Source organism: Aquicella lusitana (genome assembly GCF_902459475.1).
In the GTDB taxonomy this organism is placed as follows: domain Bacteria; phylum Pseudomonadota; class Gammaproteobacteria; order DSM-16500; family DSM-16500; genus Aquicella; species Aquicella lusitana.
In genome coordinates this window covers 412,142-428,317 of record NZ_LR699114.1, presented here as the reverse complement: position 1 = coordinate 428,317, position 16,176 = coordinate 412,142, and the positions used below count along the sequence as shown (strand labels likewise).

The following is a 16,176-nucleotide window of genomic DNA, read 5'->3' as shown; positions in this document are numbered from 1 at the left end:
GCGCAGGCAGGGATCCATGTTTTGCTGGGCACGATTATTGTCAAAGATAGATAGGTCTCCGCCTGCGCGGGATGACAATCTTTGCGGCACAGCTACCTGTTACTCTTTTTTCTAAAACAACAAGCAGCAGCTATTAAAAAGATTGCCCGTCGCTTGACCGTCCGGGCAAAATTACCTTAACTTTTATTCGTGAGGATAGCCTTGCTTAGTGCTATTCCCGTTATTTTTATTACCATTACCACCGCTATGATAGCCATTGCTGCTGTACTCAAAAGCTGCTGATACATTCCGCGCTGGAACAATGGTTGAGATAGCGTGCTTGTATACCATTTGACTGACCGTGTTTTTCAGCAAGACTACAAATTGATCAAATGATTCAATCACTCCCTGAAGCTTGATCCCATTTACCAAATAAATAGATACGGGAATCTTTTCTTTACGTAACGAATTCAAGAAAGGATCTTGTAAAGATGGTCCTTTTGTCATGTACTTATTCTCCAATTTTAATTTTTAATTTCCTCTCATCGAGGCGACAATGCTTCCTTCCAATATCTTTCGCCGTTGAATCCCACGGAATCGTGCGCATCCGGTTAGCTTACAACCGCGACTCGCTTGATCAGATCCTAGTGCTGCGGATATTTTTTTCGCCTCCCTAACCTCAAATCCCTTGTTAATGGACGGCGATAAAAAAACCGAGGATATCGGATATAGTATTTTCAAGCAAGATCGAGATTTTCTTACATTTTTTTGAGATAACATGACCTAGTAATATAGCTTAAAAAGATTGATCATTTGCTAAACTGATATTATTGATATGATATAATATTGCTTGCGCCCTAGCCTCTAAAAGGCTCAGATTGATTGAGATTGAACCATGAATAAGCCGAACCAAGCGTTAACAAAAACCTGCAACAGCTGCGGGCTTCAAAAGCCGTTGTCTGCCTTTTTGCAACTTGCCGGCGTACAGGGAGCCACGTACGGAAATATCTGCTCCGCCTGTCGCAAGACGCAAATGGACAAAACCACCCCCAAAGAAGCGGATGAAAGAACCCGACGCGAAACTGGCGGTTCAAAAATCAGGGCCAGCGAACGTCTAGCGATAGAAGTAGACAAAAAACAGCAGCGCCAGCGCCAGGAAACACTCGATCAAAATGAGATGGAAAAAGATGAAAAGCAGCTGGCAGATCGCACGCAAAAAATCGAAACCCGTACGCGGGATGAAAAAAAACACCGTGAAAGTTATCTGGAAAAGCGTTCATTCTTAGACAGCAGCACTAAACCCCGGACAGAGGCACAGCAACAGGTTGTGGGTGGTGAACAGCAGGCTGCCAAAGAAAGACAGATTGACCTTACTGGGCCGTTCAGGGATACAGAAATTACGGGTAAAATTAAATATGAACAGAGCTCCATCTTTCATGAATTCAAAAAGCGCGTACTAGGTAACGCCGCGCCTTTGGTAAGAGCTACTGAAGGTGCCAAGAAACAACAAACAAAAGATGAGAAACCCGGAGAAAAAAAAGAAGAATCTTTGACTGACTACGTAAAGCGCTCATTTGGTCCCGGCTCAAGGAGCCGCTAAACCGGCTTCGGCACAATTTTTCCTTCTTCATCGAGTATGTAATTCTGGCCATTATGTGTGAATGCAAACATGCGGCCGGGTGAAAGGGATCCTTCCTTTACCTTGACAAGCGGATTCCCAATAGGGTCTTTTAACGATGCATCCTGAATTTTAAGAATATTTGATTTTTTAACTGCTACGGTTATATAACCATGCTGTGCTTTATTCGTTTTACTACGAATAAAAGCATCGATTGCTGATCGATCCGTATAAATCGGACGATTAACACTATACTCATAAAACACAGCAGGATTTAGCATCTTTTGCCATGACTGCAAAGCGAGACCCTGAGCATTGTATAAATACACATAAACCAGCTCTTCATCTTCAGCCAGCTTATCTGCTTTTATTTCGCTTTCTTTTTGTGAAATGGCAACGCTTTCTTCAATGCGTGCCAGCAATGCATGCAGGCGATCGCGAATAAAACGGAATTTATCGCCTATCTGATATTGCTCACGCAACATCTTATCCTGCTCAACTGCATCACGCACGAGCTTAAGAAGCTTTTCTCTTTGTTCTGCATTATTATTAGGCATATACATTTGAGTATATTTAAATCCAGATTCGGCAACAAGCCCGCAACACGGGGTAAAAAGAACGTTTTTTAACGATATTCCTGCCCATTCTTCATCATGGAAATGAGTGACTGAATGATTCAGATAATATTATTTTGATACAAAACCGACTCACTCTGATTTCCCTGTCTCTGATGTCTGCGAGGCGGCTGGAATAAACTCATCACACTGTTTTGCCATATTAATCAGTTGTTCTGCTCCTGCTATCAAATACTGCACAGAATTATTGGGTGTACCGGTCCTGTCTCCCGGCGCAGCGTTAAGCAAGCCTTCACCCAAGGCGCGTTGCTGTTTGCCAATTTCAAGAAAAGTGCCTTTTACCAATGCAGCAATAATGGCGATATCACTCATCACACTACCCCTCTTAGACAGGAGGTAACTCTCTCTTATAAGCATAGCATAGCGCCTTGCAAGATGATTGATCAGAATGATTATTGTGCTATTGATTCAGCTTCTTGCTCTGATCCCGTCTTTGGCGTTGATCCTGCCTTTTGGGTTGAGGTATCCGCTTGTGATTCAACGTCAGCCATTGGAGAAACCGCCGCGGCGGAAGTGATAAGAGGCGTCTCTTCCTGCTGATCCGCCTGGTATTGATAGCCTCGCTGCTTATTCTGCTCAATTTGATAAGAACGGCGCTGCAGATAGGCATTACGCACAAACACATATTTGTCCAGTGCAGCCTCTTCCATGACAGATTCGAATTTCAAAAGCTGCGCCCTGCGATCAACCGCGCCCAGCGCGTATACTGCATAACGCGTAGAGTCAGGCTCGATGTAAGGGTAAACAGAAAAGGCAAAATAATCGACGGGCAAGCCTATACCATCGCGTATCGTGCTTGGGCCGAAAAATGGCAAGACAAGATAATTTGAACTTTTGTAACCCCAAGCCGCCAGGGTCAAGCCAAAATCGTTGGAATAATATTTCAGGTTGATGCGTGAGGCGACATCAAAAAAGCCTAAAATTCCCACTGTCGTGTTAACGCCAAAACGCCAGAAATCATTACTTGCTTGATAAAAATTAAGCTGTAACACATCGTTCGCAATGGTGGGCAGCTCGCCTATGTTATTAAAAAAATTATGAATTCCCTTATTCAAGGGCTTGGGCATGATCTTGTTATAGACGGTGGCGACCGGCTTTAGAATAAACTGGTCCAGTTTATCATTAAACGTAAACATAACGCGGTTAAAGCGCTCGAGAGGATCTTTATTATTCGCTGTAGTGGTAGCAGTGTCTGCGCTAGCAGAAGAATCTGAGCTATTAACACTTGTATCCGGATTAACGACAGTTTCAGCATAACCGGGTGAGCAGTGCACACCTGAGATAATGGCAATCATGAGAGCTGGAGCAAGTAATTTTGACCTTTTTTGTTTTTTATCGTTCATAACGCAATCCTAAACATGTGCTAAAAATTTATTTTAACGCCATCCCCAAAAAATGTCCCGCTTAAGATCATAGAAGGTCCGTTCTAGGAATTTAAAATCCTTATCCTTCTCCCCTTGTGGGAGAAGGTGCCCGAAGGGCGGATGAGGGATGCTTATTGTCATCCGTGAAGGCACAGAGGCAGGTATTCTCTTGTCAACATCATAAAGGAATGAATTCTCTATTTGCAAAAAGCCAACTTTGCTAAATAATGTAACCTCCCAAAAATCAAACGGTGCGCCTAGCTGCGCAGATCATCATTAGCCTATTAGCGTAACAAGAAGTATTTATGACGAAGATACCCCGACCTAAACCCCTTGCTCTCATTATCCTCGACGGCTTTGGTTACCGAGAACAAACCGATGCCAATGCCATTGCCGCCGCGCACAAACCTCACTGGGACCGACTATGGCAAACCTGTGCACACACCCTCATCTCAGGGTCCGGCCGCTGTGTGGGGCTACCGGAAGGCCAGATGGGCAATTCAGAAGTGGGCCATTTAAATATGGGTGCAGGCCGTATCGTGCACCAGGACTTAACACGCATCGATCTCGCCATAGAAACCGGGGATTTTTTTCAGAATGCAGTCCTTGTTAACGCTATAAACCAGGCAAAAAAGACCCAAAAAGCTGTTCATTTAATGGGCTTGCTCTCCGCAGGCGGTGTCCACAGCCATGAGCGCCATATTCAGGCCGTGGTTAGGCTCGCCGCAAAATTAAACCTGCCATCACTCTATATCCATGCCTTTTTGGACGGGCGCGATACCCCGCCGAGGAGCGCCAAATCGTCACTGCTTGCGCTTGATGCCGTATGCCGCGAAGTACAATGCGGGCGAATTGTTTCATTGATTGGGCGCTATTATGCGATGGACCGAGATAAACGTTGGGAACGCATTCACCCAGCCTATGACCTGATGGTGCAAGGCAAGGCAGATTTTCATGCCACTACAGCCATTGAAGGACTAGAACTTGCTTATCTGCGAGGCGAAAGCGATGAATTTGTTCATGCCACCAGCATTCATCCAGCGGATGCGCCGCCGGTTACCATGAATGATGGTGACGTCCTTCTTTTCATGAACTTCCGTGCCGACCGGGCGCGTGAAATTACCCAGGCATTTATTGATGCTGATTTCCATGGCTTCGTCCGCGAAAAATGGCCTCATCTTGGTCAGTTTGTTTCTTTATCAGAATATGACAGCCGTTTCAGCACGCCGGTTGCTTTCCCCCCGCAACCACTCAATCACATTCTCGCCGAATGCCTGAGCCATCAGGGTTTCAAACAATTGCGCATTGCCGAAACAGAAAAGTACGCGCATGTGACTTTTTTCTTTAATGGCGGCGTGGAACCACCTTATCCGGGCGAAGATCGCATATTAATACCCTCCCCTAAAGTAGCCACTTATGACCTGCAGCCTGAAATGAGCGCGCCAGAGCTCACCGAGCGCTTAGTGAATGAAATCAAAACGGGCCAATATGATGTGATAGTGTGCAATTTTGCCAACCCTGATATGGTTGGACATACAGGCAACTTTGAAGCGACGGTGAAAGCCATTGAAACAATTGATCAATGCCTGGGCAAGATCATCAAAACCCTTCGCGAAGCGGGAGGGGAAGCGATTATCACGGCTGATCATGGCAATGCCGAACAAATGTTTGATTACAAAACTAATCAACCACATACAGCACACACTGCGGATCCAGTCCCCTTTATTTATGTAGGCCGTCCGGCTGAAATCGTCAAATACGATGGGAAATTATCGGATATTGCCCCTACTCTGCTCTATCTGATGGGTCTACGAAAACCTAGCGAAATGACGGGGGAGTCCATCATCAAATTAGTATAACGAAAAGACAAGGTGCTATACTTATAATAACTAGAGAAGGGGAACATCCCTGATGAACATTCGTACCTTTATCTTAGTTATTTTTATTTCTATGGCTTTTGTTTTTGTTGGCCCTTCTTCGATTGCCCAAACATCTCCTGTTTCCAGCACCCAGACGATAGCGGCTGATATAAAAAACAAAGACACCAAAACCACTTCTGATGAAAAAAATCAGGGCGTGAGCGATGATGATATTAATCGCTTTACGAATACCATCGTCCTGATTAAAGACTTTTATGTGCAGCCTATTGGCGATCGTTCTTTACTGGATGACGCTATTCGCGGTATGGTGAGCGGGCTTGATCCGCACTCTGAATATCTGGATAAAGAAGCTTACAAAACACTGTTGATGACAACCAGTGGCGAATTCGGCGGCGTTGGCATTGAAGTCACACCGGAATTTGGCATCCTTAAAATTGTCACGCCAATGGATGATACGCCTGCTGCTAAAGCGGGCATCAAAGCGGGAGATTATATTGTCGCCATTGATGGCAAACTCGTCAGTGAAATGACACTGCAGGAAGCCGTTGAAAAAATGCGCGGCAAATCCGGTTCGCAAGTCATATTGACAGTCTTGCGCAAGGGCGAAAAATTACCGCTGACTTTCAAGCTTACGCGTCAGACCATTCGCATCGCCAGTGTTAAAAGCAAAATGCTCGATGACAACTTTGGTTATATACGCATCACCCAGTTTCAGGAACCGACTGCAAAGCTGATGCGCGATGCCATTCAGGATTTAAAAAATAAAAATCGCGGCCAGTTGCATGGCATCATTCTAGACTTACGCAATAATCCGGGCGGCCTGCTGGAAACAGCCGTACAAATCGTCGATAGTTTTCTTGACAGCAAGAACCTCAATAACAAGCATAAAAATCTCATTGTCTACACGGAAGGCAGGCTGCCTGAAGCGCAGTACAGCGCTAAAGCCAACGGCAATGATATTTTAAATGGTGCACCCATCGTTGTCCTGATAAATGGCGGATCCGCTTCTGCTTCCGAAATTGTCGCCGGTGCCTTGCAAGATTACAGACGGGCATTGATTGTAGGAACCACCAGTTTTGGCAAAGGCTCTGTGCAGACTGTCATACCACTGGATAAAACACACGCGCTTAAACTTACCACTGCCCTTTACCACACTCCTTCAGGACGCGTGATCCAAAATGTGGGTATTATTCCTGATGTGCACGTGGAAGATTTGAAAGTAATAAAAAACAAATCCGATGAAGACATTGCGATGCTTGAGCCGATTAAGGAATATCAACTCAAAAACCATCTGACCTCGGGAACCACCAGCAATCAACCCAATCCCGCAGCGTTAAGCCGCAATGATATCTTGTTGGCCCAGGAAGATTTTCAACTATTTGAAGCCATCAAAATTCTACGCACTATGTATATGCTGGGTGATAACAGTAAAGTCGGTCATACCAGCAATGTGGCGACGAATAAATGAGGTAAAACGGTTATTCTTTGACAGCCTCTTTGCTCCTTGTCACTCTCTTTGCTCCTTGTCACTCTCTTTGTTCCTTGTCACTCTCTTTGTTCCTTGTCACTCTCTTTGTTCCTTGGCACCGCACTTTAATCCTTGTCACCCCGCACTTGTTGCGGGGGCTGGTGTGTAAAACATAATGTATTCCTTTATTTTTTGATACCGGATCCCGCAACAAATGCGGGATGACAGAGAGGCAAGTGCGGGATGACAGAGAGTGGGCAGTGTGGGGATGACAAAGTAAAGCACAGAGTGATTTGCAGAGAGTGACATGCAGGAAGAAAAGCAGGCTCGCTATTCCATCACCATTATTGCTTCAATTTCAATTTGCGCATTCTTGGGCAGAGCAGAAACTTGCAGCGTGGTACGGGCGGGATAAGGTTCACTGAAAAATTGCATCATTACTTCGTTCACGATAGGAAAATGAGCAAGGTCCGTCAGGTATATAGTGAGCTTTACAATCGCCTCCAGACTGCCGCCCGCCGCTTTGCATACTTCAACGAGATTGGCAAATACCTGAGTGGCCTGTTTGGCAAAGTCATCGGCAACCAGTGCCATCGTGTTGGGATCAAGTGGAATCTGGCCTGAAAAGTAAACTACATTCCCTGTTCTAATTGCCTGTGAATAAGGCCCGATTGCCTGGGGGGCCTGATCTGCCTGGATTTTGTTTTTCATATTGCTTACTTTTTCCGTTTTGATATCACTGTTCCCATCATACCCATTAAGCCAACTGCATTTGTCAGAAAATAATAGAGCATGATTACAGCAACAACAGCAGGCAGAATCAAGGGGAATGTCACTCTCCAATCATGGCGCATGACAAGCACAACCAGCTGAGGATCTTCCGGGTCATACCAGCATTGATACGTTTTGCCGACTTCATACCGGGCCAAGATAGCTTCCTGTTCCCCTTTGCTTTCACTAAATGAGCGATCCATTCCGTTGCCAAAAGCCCAACGATTATATTGCACATTATTAACGTTATAACTCACCAGAAAATCTGCACGATAAACATGCTTGGGATAATTTCGGGTATTGAGTTTTTTACTGACAAGGAAACAATCGGCAGAATTAAAAACAGCTTGTGCGCGTTTATCTGGTAGAAGGCGGGTTGTGTAAAAATACTCGATATAACCTATGCATATAACGAGAACGACAAATTGTCCTATTAGTAATGTAATCCGCTTTTTTGGCGATAAATGACGTTTCCACATATTCATGGATGGTAACGAAGGGTCACAGAAAGATCAAATCTAATTTTTATTTGTTTTCTGTACCTTACTTATCTGATGGCTTGCAGCATTCATCAGACCCTTCTGATGGCTTGCAGCACTTTGCCTTGCAACAGCAAGCAATCAAGTCATAAAACAGTGCGATGAAAAACCCGAACAAAAACCCTACTACTAGGCCCCAGAAGCCTCCGATAATACCGCCTAGAAAAGTTGCTTCATAGCCATAGTAAAATACGGCATATTGATCGACCACTGCTGTGCCATAACCCGATAACCATGCTATCCAGGCATAGCCTGCCATAAACAAACCAATCACAATGCCCCAAGCCAAACCAAACGAAACGGGACACAATGACCCTGATCGTTTGCATTTTCCGCACCACATAAGACCTCCTTCATTCCTCTACTTTTTCATTATAATTATAAGACACTTCCTGCAATTTGTTCTTAAATGCAGCATTTTAAGTAGCGAACTTGTCACCGACAATCCATAATAAAAAGAGTATCATAGTAAATTTTGGCCATTAAATCCGGATAGCTGAGTGGAGCTTTGCGTGGGTGAATTTGAGACATTACGGGATGAATTAAATCAATATATTAGCCACACCCAGGTGGCAGATATCGAAAAGGCCTACCTTTTTGCAAAAGAAGCCCACGGCAGCCAAAGTCGCTATACCGGCGAACCTTATATCACACACCCCGTGGCAGTGGCCCAAATACTGGCACAGATGCGCATGGACCCGCCTACCATCATGGCAGCCATCCTCCATGATGTAGTTGAGGACACACCTGTCACCCAAGCGGAACTCATAGAAAAATTTGGTAATGAAGTCGCTGAACTGGTTGATGGCGTAACCAAATTGACACAAATTCATTTTGAAAATTACGCCCAAGCGCAAGCTGAAAACTTTCGCAAAATGGTGATGGCCATGGCGAGCGACATCCGTGTTATCCTGGTCAAACTGGCTGACCGACTGCATAATATGCGCACGCTCTATGGCTTGCCGCCTGACAAACGCAGGCGCATTTCTCAGGAAACACTGGAAATCTTTGCTCCCATTGCGAATCGCCTGGGTATGCACACCTTCCGGGTTGAGCTGGAAGATTTGGGCTTTGCATCGCTTTATCCCATGCGTTACCGCGTATTAAAAGAAGCCGTCGCCAAGGCGCTTGGCAATCGCCGTGAAATTATGGATATGATTAACAAGCAAATTCAGGAGAGCATCAAGAAAGGCCATATTCCTTCCGCCACACTTTCCGGTCGCGAAAAACATCTTTACAGTATTTATAAAAAAATGCACGAGCGGCATTTATCTTTTTCTGAAATTATGGACGTCTACGGCTTTCGTATCATCGTGGACAAAGTCGACACCTGCTATCGTGTACTCGGTGTTTTACATAATCTTTATAAGCCCATCGCACAACGCTTCAAGGATTATATAGCCATTCCTAAAGCGAACGGCTATCAATCCCTGCATACGACGCTTTTCGGTCCTTATGGAGTGCCTATTGAAGTGCAGATACGCACGGAAGAAATGCACAAAATGGCAGAGAATGGGATCGCTGCGCACTGGCTTTACAAAACAGAGAAAAAAGTTTTCCATGACGCGCTATCACGCGCACGCGAATGGCTGAAAGGCATTCTGGAAATGGACAAGAGCTCGCGCAATTCACTGGAATTCATTGAGAATGTAAAAATTGATCTCTTTCCTGACGAAGTCTATGTTTTCACGCCCAAGGGCCAGATCATTGAATTACCTGCAGGCGCAACACCCGTGGATTTTGCTTACGCCATCCACTCTGATATTGGTAATACGTGCGTCGCGGTGCGCCTGGATAAACGTCTGTCCCCACTGTCAACCCCGCTTGTCAGCGGGCAACAGGTTGAAGTCATCACGGCGCCTGGCGCACGGCCAAACGCGGCATGGCTCAATTTTGTCGTAACGGGAAAAGCCCGCAGCAAGATTAAACATTACCTGAAAAAACAACAGCGCGAAGAATCTATCGAACTGGGCAGACGGCTGGTGGAAAAAGCACTGCAGCTCTATGGCATTCCGCTGGATCAGGTTTCAGAACCTGCCCTGCAAACGATCGTCATCGCTTCAAAACTGGAATCCATCGCCCATCTGTTTGAAGAAGTGGGCATTGGCAACCGCCCTGCCTTGCTGGTCGCAAAACAGGTGGTGAAATTCATCGGCGAAACGGTAAGAAAAGAAGGAACAGCGGAAAAAGGCAGCCGGGAAGCAGTCGAAGATAAGGCTGTGATTCAACCGCTTATCATAAAAGGAACGGAAGGACTGGTGATCAATTTTGCCCGATGCTGCCGCCCTATTCCAGGTGATCAGATTGCAGGACTCATCAAAGTAGGATTAGGTATCGAGGTTCACATGATGCATTGCCCTAACATTGAGAAATACCATCATGTCCCGGAAAAATATGTTCCCTTGATCTGGCAGGAAGGTATTGAAGGGGATTTTTCTGTGGATCTCAAAGTTGATCTGGTGAATCGACGCGGCAGTCTTGCTTCACTCACACTCGCCATTTCCGAAGGTGAATCCAACATTGAACACATCCGCGCGGAAGAAAGCGATCGCCATCATTTTCATGTCGATGTCACTATTTCCGTCCGCAACCGCTCACACCTCGCACGCATTCTGCGCAAAATCCGTAAACGCAAAGATGTGATCCGCGTACTGCGTCATAAACCGCATGTAGAAACGGTGATGTGAACAAACCATTATACCCGAAAAATCTCCCGCCCCTCTCGCATGGTCAATACCACCTCAAGCTCTGTATTCAGCACCACCAGATCAGCATCATTGCCTACTTCAATGGTACCTTTGCGGTTATCAAGCCGAAGCACGCGTGCTGGATTGCGTGAGGCCATGTAAATAGCATCAATCAAGGTGCATTTGGAAAATTGTGTCATGTTCCGGATTGCCTCCGGCATGCGCAGCGTACTTCCGGCAAGCGTTCCATTCGCCAGGGTCACTTTTCCCGATTGCGCCTGCACAGACTGACCGCCCAGGTCATAATGTCCGTCGCCAAGACATTTGGCCCGCATGGCATCCGTGACCAGCAAGACGCGGTCCTTGCCTTTAAGTTTATAAGCCAGTTCGATCATGGCCGGATGAACATGCAGGCCGTCTGCTATCAGTTCCACAATCACATCACTCGCAAGGAGCAGCGCAGCAACGGTGCCTGGTTCGCGCTGGTGCATACCGCGCATGGCATTGAACAAATGCGTGGCCTGTGTGCTGCCCGCAGCAATCGCTGCGCTCACTTCCTCGTATGTTGCATTGGTATGGCCGATGGATGCGACAATATCCATGTCTCGCAATGCCTCAATCAATGGCAGCGCCCCCGGTAATTCGGGGGCAAGCGTCACCACTTTGATATTCCCCTGCGCCGCATGCTGCCATTGTTTCAATAGCGCTATATCGGGCAGTTGTACTTCATCACCGCGCTGTGCACCCATGCGGGATGGCGCAATAAACGGCCCTTCCAGATGCACGCCCAATATCGCGGCGCCTTCCGCGGGTGAAGGGGTTGAGGCAATGTTTTTTAACACTCGTTCAATCTGTTTGCTAGACGCTGTCAGCGTCGTCGGTAAAAAGCCCGTGACCCCTTCGGCAGCGAGTGAACGGCTTATCACATGTAAAGCCTCTTCCGAGGCATCCATCACATCTTTGCCATGCGCACCATGAATATGCAAATCGATGAATCCCGGAACAAGATAGTGATTTTCCGTAAACTCAAAACGCGCGGCTGGCATATGATGTTTAATCATATTGTCAGGGATAATGGCTTTGATCTTTTCATCTTCCACCACAACCGCTTGATCTTTTGCCCATGCGTGATTCGTCAGGATTTGCATACCTGAAAAAATAGTCCGGTTAAATTCACTCATGCGGCACCTTTATGCTGCTTAAGATGCTGGCGTACCATTAAAACGGCGCCTGCGTCCGGTGTTAGCTGACAGTCGCGTATCCGTGTACGTAAAGCCGATCCCAGATAAGGCTCAAGAAAAGGCGCAATGCCACCGACCAGTGAACAGGGAAGTGGTTTATCGGAGACAAGCTGCTGTCGCCCAAGCGTATCGGCAATATGGTCAATGAACTTGGCCGCCTGTTGCAGAACAGCGCCGGCCATCTGATCGCCTGCTTCAGCTTGTTGAATCACGAGCGGTGCGAGTACGGCAAATTGAGTGGAATTGGCACGGTTTGCGAAGCTGATGAGTTGATCCTGGTCCTCACCAAAATAGCTGTACACGACACTAGCTAATGCTGATGCAGGCAGCCGCCCATCCAGCCACTGCAGGGTCAACCTCACCGCCTGCAAGCCCAGCCAGGCGCCGCCGCCCTCATCATCATGCGGAAAACCAAAGCCACCCACCTGCACCGTTTTACCCTGCTGGATCTGAAAACCGACCACACCCGTACCCGCAATAATAATCGCACCATCCTGACCGCCGTGTGCGCCCAGGCAGGCAGTGTGTGAATCGGAAGAAACGATCAGCGTTGCCAGTGAATGAGGATGCGCAAGAAAGGCCTGATAAGCTTCTTTCACTTCACAACCAGCGAGCCCCATGCCGGCATGAAATTGACAGCTGCTATCGGCCAGGGAAAGCGAAAGAGGACGAAAGATATTGTTCAACGCAGAGTGAATGGATTGCCAGGCCTGATCCGCAGAAAGGCGAATGTTCGCAGGCCCGCTCACTTCAAGTCCCAGCAGGGAGCCAGTCTCGTCCTCAACGCGGACAACGCATTTTGTCGCGCCGCCGTCGACGCCGATGAAGATATGTTTGGTCAAGAGCTTGTCCTTTGGGTAAATAAGCTCATTGTATCGGGTCGGATTGGAAAGAAGAATAAAAAAATAAAAAGGGCGCTTGTCTCAGCGCCCCTATCATGAATTATCCAACTGGTTTATTTGTGGAAAGCTGAAGAAGGTCTTTTATTAAAATAAGAAGCAATGCTGTCTCTTAAGAAAGAAGATTGAAAATCCTTCAATTCCAGTTTTCCTTTAAATTGCTCGTCGTTCATCAGAGAAGAAATGCATGTATCAATAGCTTCTTTGCGCTCAATATCCTCATAATTCTTCTCGAATATCTCCTTGACTCTTTCGCCATCATCAATTTTCTTTAAAAAAGCTTCTTTAAATTTTTCACTTACTGGATTTTTTTTCCAAACAATCTCCTGCATAATTTTTTTAGCCAGCGCTTTCTCAAAAGCGTTTACCAGTGCTCTATTGATACTAACAGTGACGGCAGGAACCTCATGGAATGATCCGCTCCTTTTTAATAAGGAACCATTACTATAATGGGCTGAAGCTTTCGTTTTTTCAGTCAACTGAGATGATGTTCTCAGGCTAGAAGGGTTCTTGCCAACAGAGTTCCCATCTAAAGTTGTTATAATATCCAAAGTATCTGTGCTGCCTCTCCGTTTGGAATGATGGGTTAATATATCCGCATCTTTATCGTGATTATGTTTGTCCTTATCCTCGTCTTCAGAATCACTATTCGGCTCAGCATCAGGGCCATTTGATAATAAAGGCTGGCGTTCCACATCATAGCTTTCTAGTTCTATGCAGCATGATGCTATGCCGCCCGCGGCAGCACCTGCACCTGTTACTGCCACAACAGCGCCTGCAACCAGCCCGATCGTACCTAGGACGCCGAATTTGCCGATGACAGCTGCTCCCACAGCAGCAACGGCTGGTACAGCAACATAAGGCGCAAAAACCAAGGCAGCAACGACACCGACCGCAACGACACCAACGCCAAGCCCGACCAACGCGCCGGTAATAACAGGATGCTTCCGGGCAAAACCCTTGAAGCGCTGCCAAAGGCCAGGTTTTGGGTTTTTAGATGCAGACTGACGTGGGCGTAATATTACAGGTAATTCACCACTATTTTCTTCATCCTTTTTTCGTCGGCCACCTGAAGAACCTGACATAACAATCGGCTTACTTAAGCTGACTAAATTTTCAGGTTTACTCAGCTGCACATTACTCAAATCCGGCAGAGATGTTTGTTGAACGATGCTTTCGTATTGATTCAAGCTGTCGAGGCATTTCGACTTTGCCGCGCTTTCAGCTAGCTGACACTCTTCGCTTTCAATCTGTCTCAATAACTTAATACCTCGTTGACGAGCCTCAACCAAAGCGTGACGAGCAATCACTGCTTTATTCAACAAACGACTGACACTGCTTTTATTTTTTTCTTCATATTCAGAAATTTTATTGTTGGTATGCTCTATCAATTCTTCCAAATCAGCCTTAATCAACTTTTCTTTATTGGGCAACTGTTGACTAAAGGGATCAAGAGAAAAAGCCTGTTCAACCGCCCCCACGGCTTGTCCCGTCCACAAATCATTCCACGTACCGGTTTGTTGTTTGCATAGCGCCGCCAGTTTTTCTTTTAAGGATATTGCCGCTTTTATCGCTTCGCGGTAAGCGGCAATTTCTTTGTCAACCAGCGCACTTGACAAATTGCTCTTAAGCTTCTCCAATCGAGCAACAATCTCTCCCATAAACAAACTGACATCTTGAACGCTCCCAGCGACGATTGCAGGAGGCGAGTTCTCAAGCTGAATAAAAGTTAACGTTTGCGCTAACTCTTTAATTTTAGAATCAATGCTTGCAATAGCAACCACTCGAGTGAATACACTTTCCCCTAAACTCTCAATATTCAGAACATAATCATTTTGCGAAAGTTGGCTTTTGACTGAAGCAATTCTACTGAGCAATTGCTTCTTGTTTTTTTCAAACTCTTTTCCTTCAGTTTTAAGGAAATCCGTCATTCTTTCCGATAGCGATTTATATTGAAGTGCAATTTGATCCTGAATACGATTTAATTCTGTTTTTTCAATTTGACCTTCCTGAATGCGCAGCTGAGTTTGCCGATAAAAATCATTATAGCGAGTAATATCCAGCATTAATTCACTATACTTAGCAAGCAAGGTATTTTCTTTCTTCAAATCATCAAATAGCTTTTGCATTGCCTCTGCAATTTTCTGCTTTTTGGTATCTAATGCATCTCTAAAAGCCGCATCTTTACCTAACGCTTCTCTGTCTTCAGCAGCCGACAACACTTCATCGAAAGCGCTCGTTTTTAAAAAACCTATTCCAGGCCCAAAGTTGGAATCCAGAATCTTTTCCGCTTCATCCATTTCCCGGATGTATATATCAACATGGGTTCCAATCAACGCATTTCTGTCACGGATATATTTGTTATCTGGCGCAAGATTTTTCACCAAGTAGCCTTGCACAGCCAATGCCTTAAATGCGTCAATAAGAACAGGAAAAAGTTGTAGCTTATCTGCAGATAGCTTTTTGAATAAATCTTCAATATCTAGTGAATTAGTTGTAGTTTTAAATTTAAGCTTTGATTTAAGCTTTGAATTAGAGAATTCAGCCTGATGCGTTTTAAAATATTCTTCCGTTATTTCTCGAAGCTGAGACTTAAGGCTATCAAAGGCTTTCTCCAGCTCCTCTTGAGACAATGCTATATCAATGTTATTGAGGCTGGTAATTTTTTCCGGCTGTAGAAACGGATTGGATTTTTCGAAAATCGATTTGATCTTATCCCACAATGCACGATACACCAGCTGCGAAATATGTCCGCCATCTTTGTCTTTAAACGCTGCATCAAAAGCGCTGTGCAAGCCGTTTACCCTGTCTACAATCGATCGCTCTGTCTGGACCACCAATGATCCAAGCGACCGAGCTTCTGTATTTGTTACGTGATTAGACTGCATTACCTTTAACCTCGTTCTGAGAATATGATGCAAAATACGTCTTGTCTTTTTCTTCTTTTTTTACTTTTATCATCATACTTTGTTAGGCTTAAAATTGTATTAATTTCAATAAGTCATTTTATTAAATCGCGGCTTTCAGCTAAAAGCCAGCTTCTATGCAACAAATCTGTTGCATCAATATATAAATAACCAATAAAAACAATCGGT

Annotated in this window: 14 protein-coding genes; 4 read left to right on the top strand and 10 right to left on the bottom strand. The window is 45.5% G+C overall.

Going from position 1 to position 16,176, the window contains the following annotated elements; translation table 11 throughout:
- Window positions 1-183 precede the first annotated feature (183 nt).
- Window positions 184-486 (bottom strand): RNA chaperone Hfq, encoded by a 303-nt coding sequence (gene hfq, locus AQUSIP_RS01995; protein ID WP_114834883.1) that lies wholly within the window; start codon window positions 484-486, stop codon window positions 184-186.
- 388 nt (window positions 487-874) lie between these two features.
- Between hfq and AQUSIP_RS01990 the strand changes: the two genes are divergently transcribed.
- Window positions 875-1,579, top strand: coding sequence for a hypothetical protein (locus AQUSIP_RS01990; protein ID WP_114834882.1), 705 nt, complete (start codon window positions 875-877; stop codon window positions 1,577-1,579).
- On the opposite strand, the gene icmQ is transcribed toward AQUSIP_RS01990, so the two are convergent.
- The 3 genes from icmQ to AQUSIP_RS01975 all read right to left on the bottom strand — a co-directional run bounded on the left by icmQ (window position 1,576) and on the right by AQUSIP_RS01975 (window position 3,575).
- Window positions 1,576-2,154, bottom strand: coding sequence for a type IVB secretion system protein IcmQ (icmQ, locus tag AQUSIP_RS01985; protein ID WP_172621964.1), 579 nt, complete (start codon window positions 2,152-2,154; stop codon window positions 1,576-1,578). The two genes, AQUSIP_RS01990 and icmQ, sit on opposite strands and share 4 nt — an antisense overlap.
- A 150-nt stretch (window positions 2,155-2,304) precedes the next feature.
- Window positions 2,305-2,544, bottom strand: a complete 240-nt coding sequence (locus tag AQUSIP_RS01980; RefSeq protein WP_114834880.1) for a hypothetical protein — start codon at window positions 2,542-2,544, stop codon at window positions 2,305-2,307.
- Window positions 2,545-2,624: 80 nt separating this feature from the next.
- A complete protein-coding gene (locus AQUSIP_RS01975) occupies window positions 2,625-3,575 on the bottom strand; it encodes an MlaA family lipoprotein (RefSeq protein ID WP_114834879.1) in 951 nt (316 codons plus the stop codon).
- Window positions 3,576-3,910: 335 nt separating this feature from the next.
- Between AQUSIP_RS01975 and gpmI the strand changes: the two genes are divergently transcribed.
- On the top strand, window positions 3,911-5,455 hold the full coding sequence (gene gpmI / locus AQUSIP_RS01970; protein WP_407641513.1) for a 2,3-bisphosphoglycerate-independent phosphoglycerate mutase: 1,545 nt from the start codon (window positions 3,911-3,913) through the stop codon (window positions 5,453-5,455).
- Window positions 5,456-5,507: 52 nt separating this feature from the next.
- A complete protein-coding gene (locus AQUSIP_RS01965; RefSeq protein WP_114834877.1) occupies window positions 5,508-6,944 on the top strand; it encodes a S41 family peptidase in 1,437 nt (478 codons plus the stop codon).
- 330 nt (window positions 6,945-7,274) lie between these two features.
- On the opposite strand, the gene AQUSIP_RS01960 is transcribed toward AQUSIP_RS01965, so the two are convergent.
- From AQUSIP_RS01960 to AQUSIP_RS01950, 3 genes are read right to left on the bottom strand one after another with little or no spacing between them, the layout of a single operon-like run.
- Window positions 7,275-7,655: a Rid family detoxifying hydrolase gene (locus AQUSIP_RS01960; RefSeq protein WP_114834876.1), complete on the bottom strand. Its 381-nt coding sequence runs from the start codon at window positions 7,653-7,655 to the stop codon at window positions 7,275-7,277.
- A 5-nt stretch (window positions 7,656-7,660) separates the two neighbouring features.
- Window positions 7,661-8,200, bottom strand: a complete 540-nt coding sequence (locus tag AQUSIP_RS01955; RefSeq protein ID WP_114834875.1) for a DUF3592 domain-containing protein — start codon at window positions 8,198-8,200, stop codon at window positions 7,661-7,663.
- A gap of 58 nt (window positions 8,201-8,258) precedes the next feature.
- Window positions 8,259-8,597 carry a hypothetical protein gene (locus AQUSIP_RS01950; RefSeq protein WP_114834874.1) on the bottom strand — a complete coding sequence of 113 codons (339 nt, stop codon included), beginning with the start codon at window positions 8,595-8,597 and terminating at the stop codon, window positions 8,259-8,261.
- A 169-nt stretch (window positions 8,598-8,766) separates the two neighbouring features.
- Between AQUSIP_RS01950 and spoT the strand changes: the two genes are divergently transcribed.
- On the top strand, window positions 8,767-10,941 hold the full coding sequence (gene spoT, locus AQUSIP_RS01945) for a bifunctional GTP diphosphokinase/guanosine-3',5'-bis pyrophosphate 3'-pyrophosphohydrolase (protein ID WP_148326078.1): 2,175 nt from the start codon (window positions 8,767-8,769) through the stop codon (window positions 10,939-10,941).
- A gap of 8 nt (window positions 10,942-10,949) precedes the next feature.
- Here spoT and nagA read toward each other — a convergent pair whose 3' ends face one another.
- The 3 genes from nagA to AQUSIP_RS01930 all read right to left on the bottom strand — a co-directional run bounded on the left by nagA (window position 10,950) and on the right by AQUSIP_RS01930 (window position 15,969).
- Window positions 10,950-12,122 carry an N-acetylglucosamine-6-phosphate deacetylase gene (gene nagA, locus AQUSIP_RS01940; RefSeq protein ID WP_197737810.1) on the bottom strand — a complete coding sequence of 391 codons (1,173 nt, stop codon included), beginning with the start codon at window positions 12,120-12,122 and terminating at the stop codon, window positions 10,950-10,952.
- Window positions 12,119-13,024 (bottom strand): glucosamine kinase nucleotide-binding domain-containing protein, encoded by a 906-nt coding sequence (locus tag AQUSIP_RS01935; RefSeq protein WP_170131847.1) that lies wholly within the window; start codon window positions 13,022-13,024, stop codon window positions 12,119-12,121. Before AQUSIP_RS01935 ends, nagA begins: the two co-directional genes overlap by 4 nt.
- 113 nt (window positions 13,025-13,137) lie before the next feature.
- On the bottom strand, window positions 13,138-15,969 hold the full coding sequence (locus tag AQUSIP_RS01930; protein WP_114834871.1) for a hypothetical protein: 2,832 nt from the start codon (window positions 15,967-15,969) through the stop codon (window positions 13,138-13,140).
- Window positions 15,970-16,176: the final 207 nt, after the last annotated feature.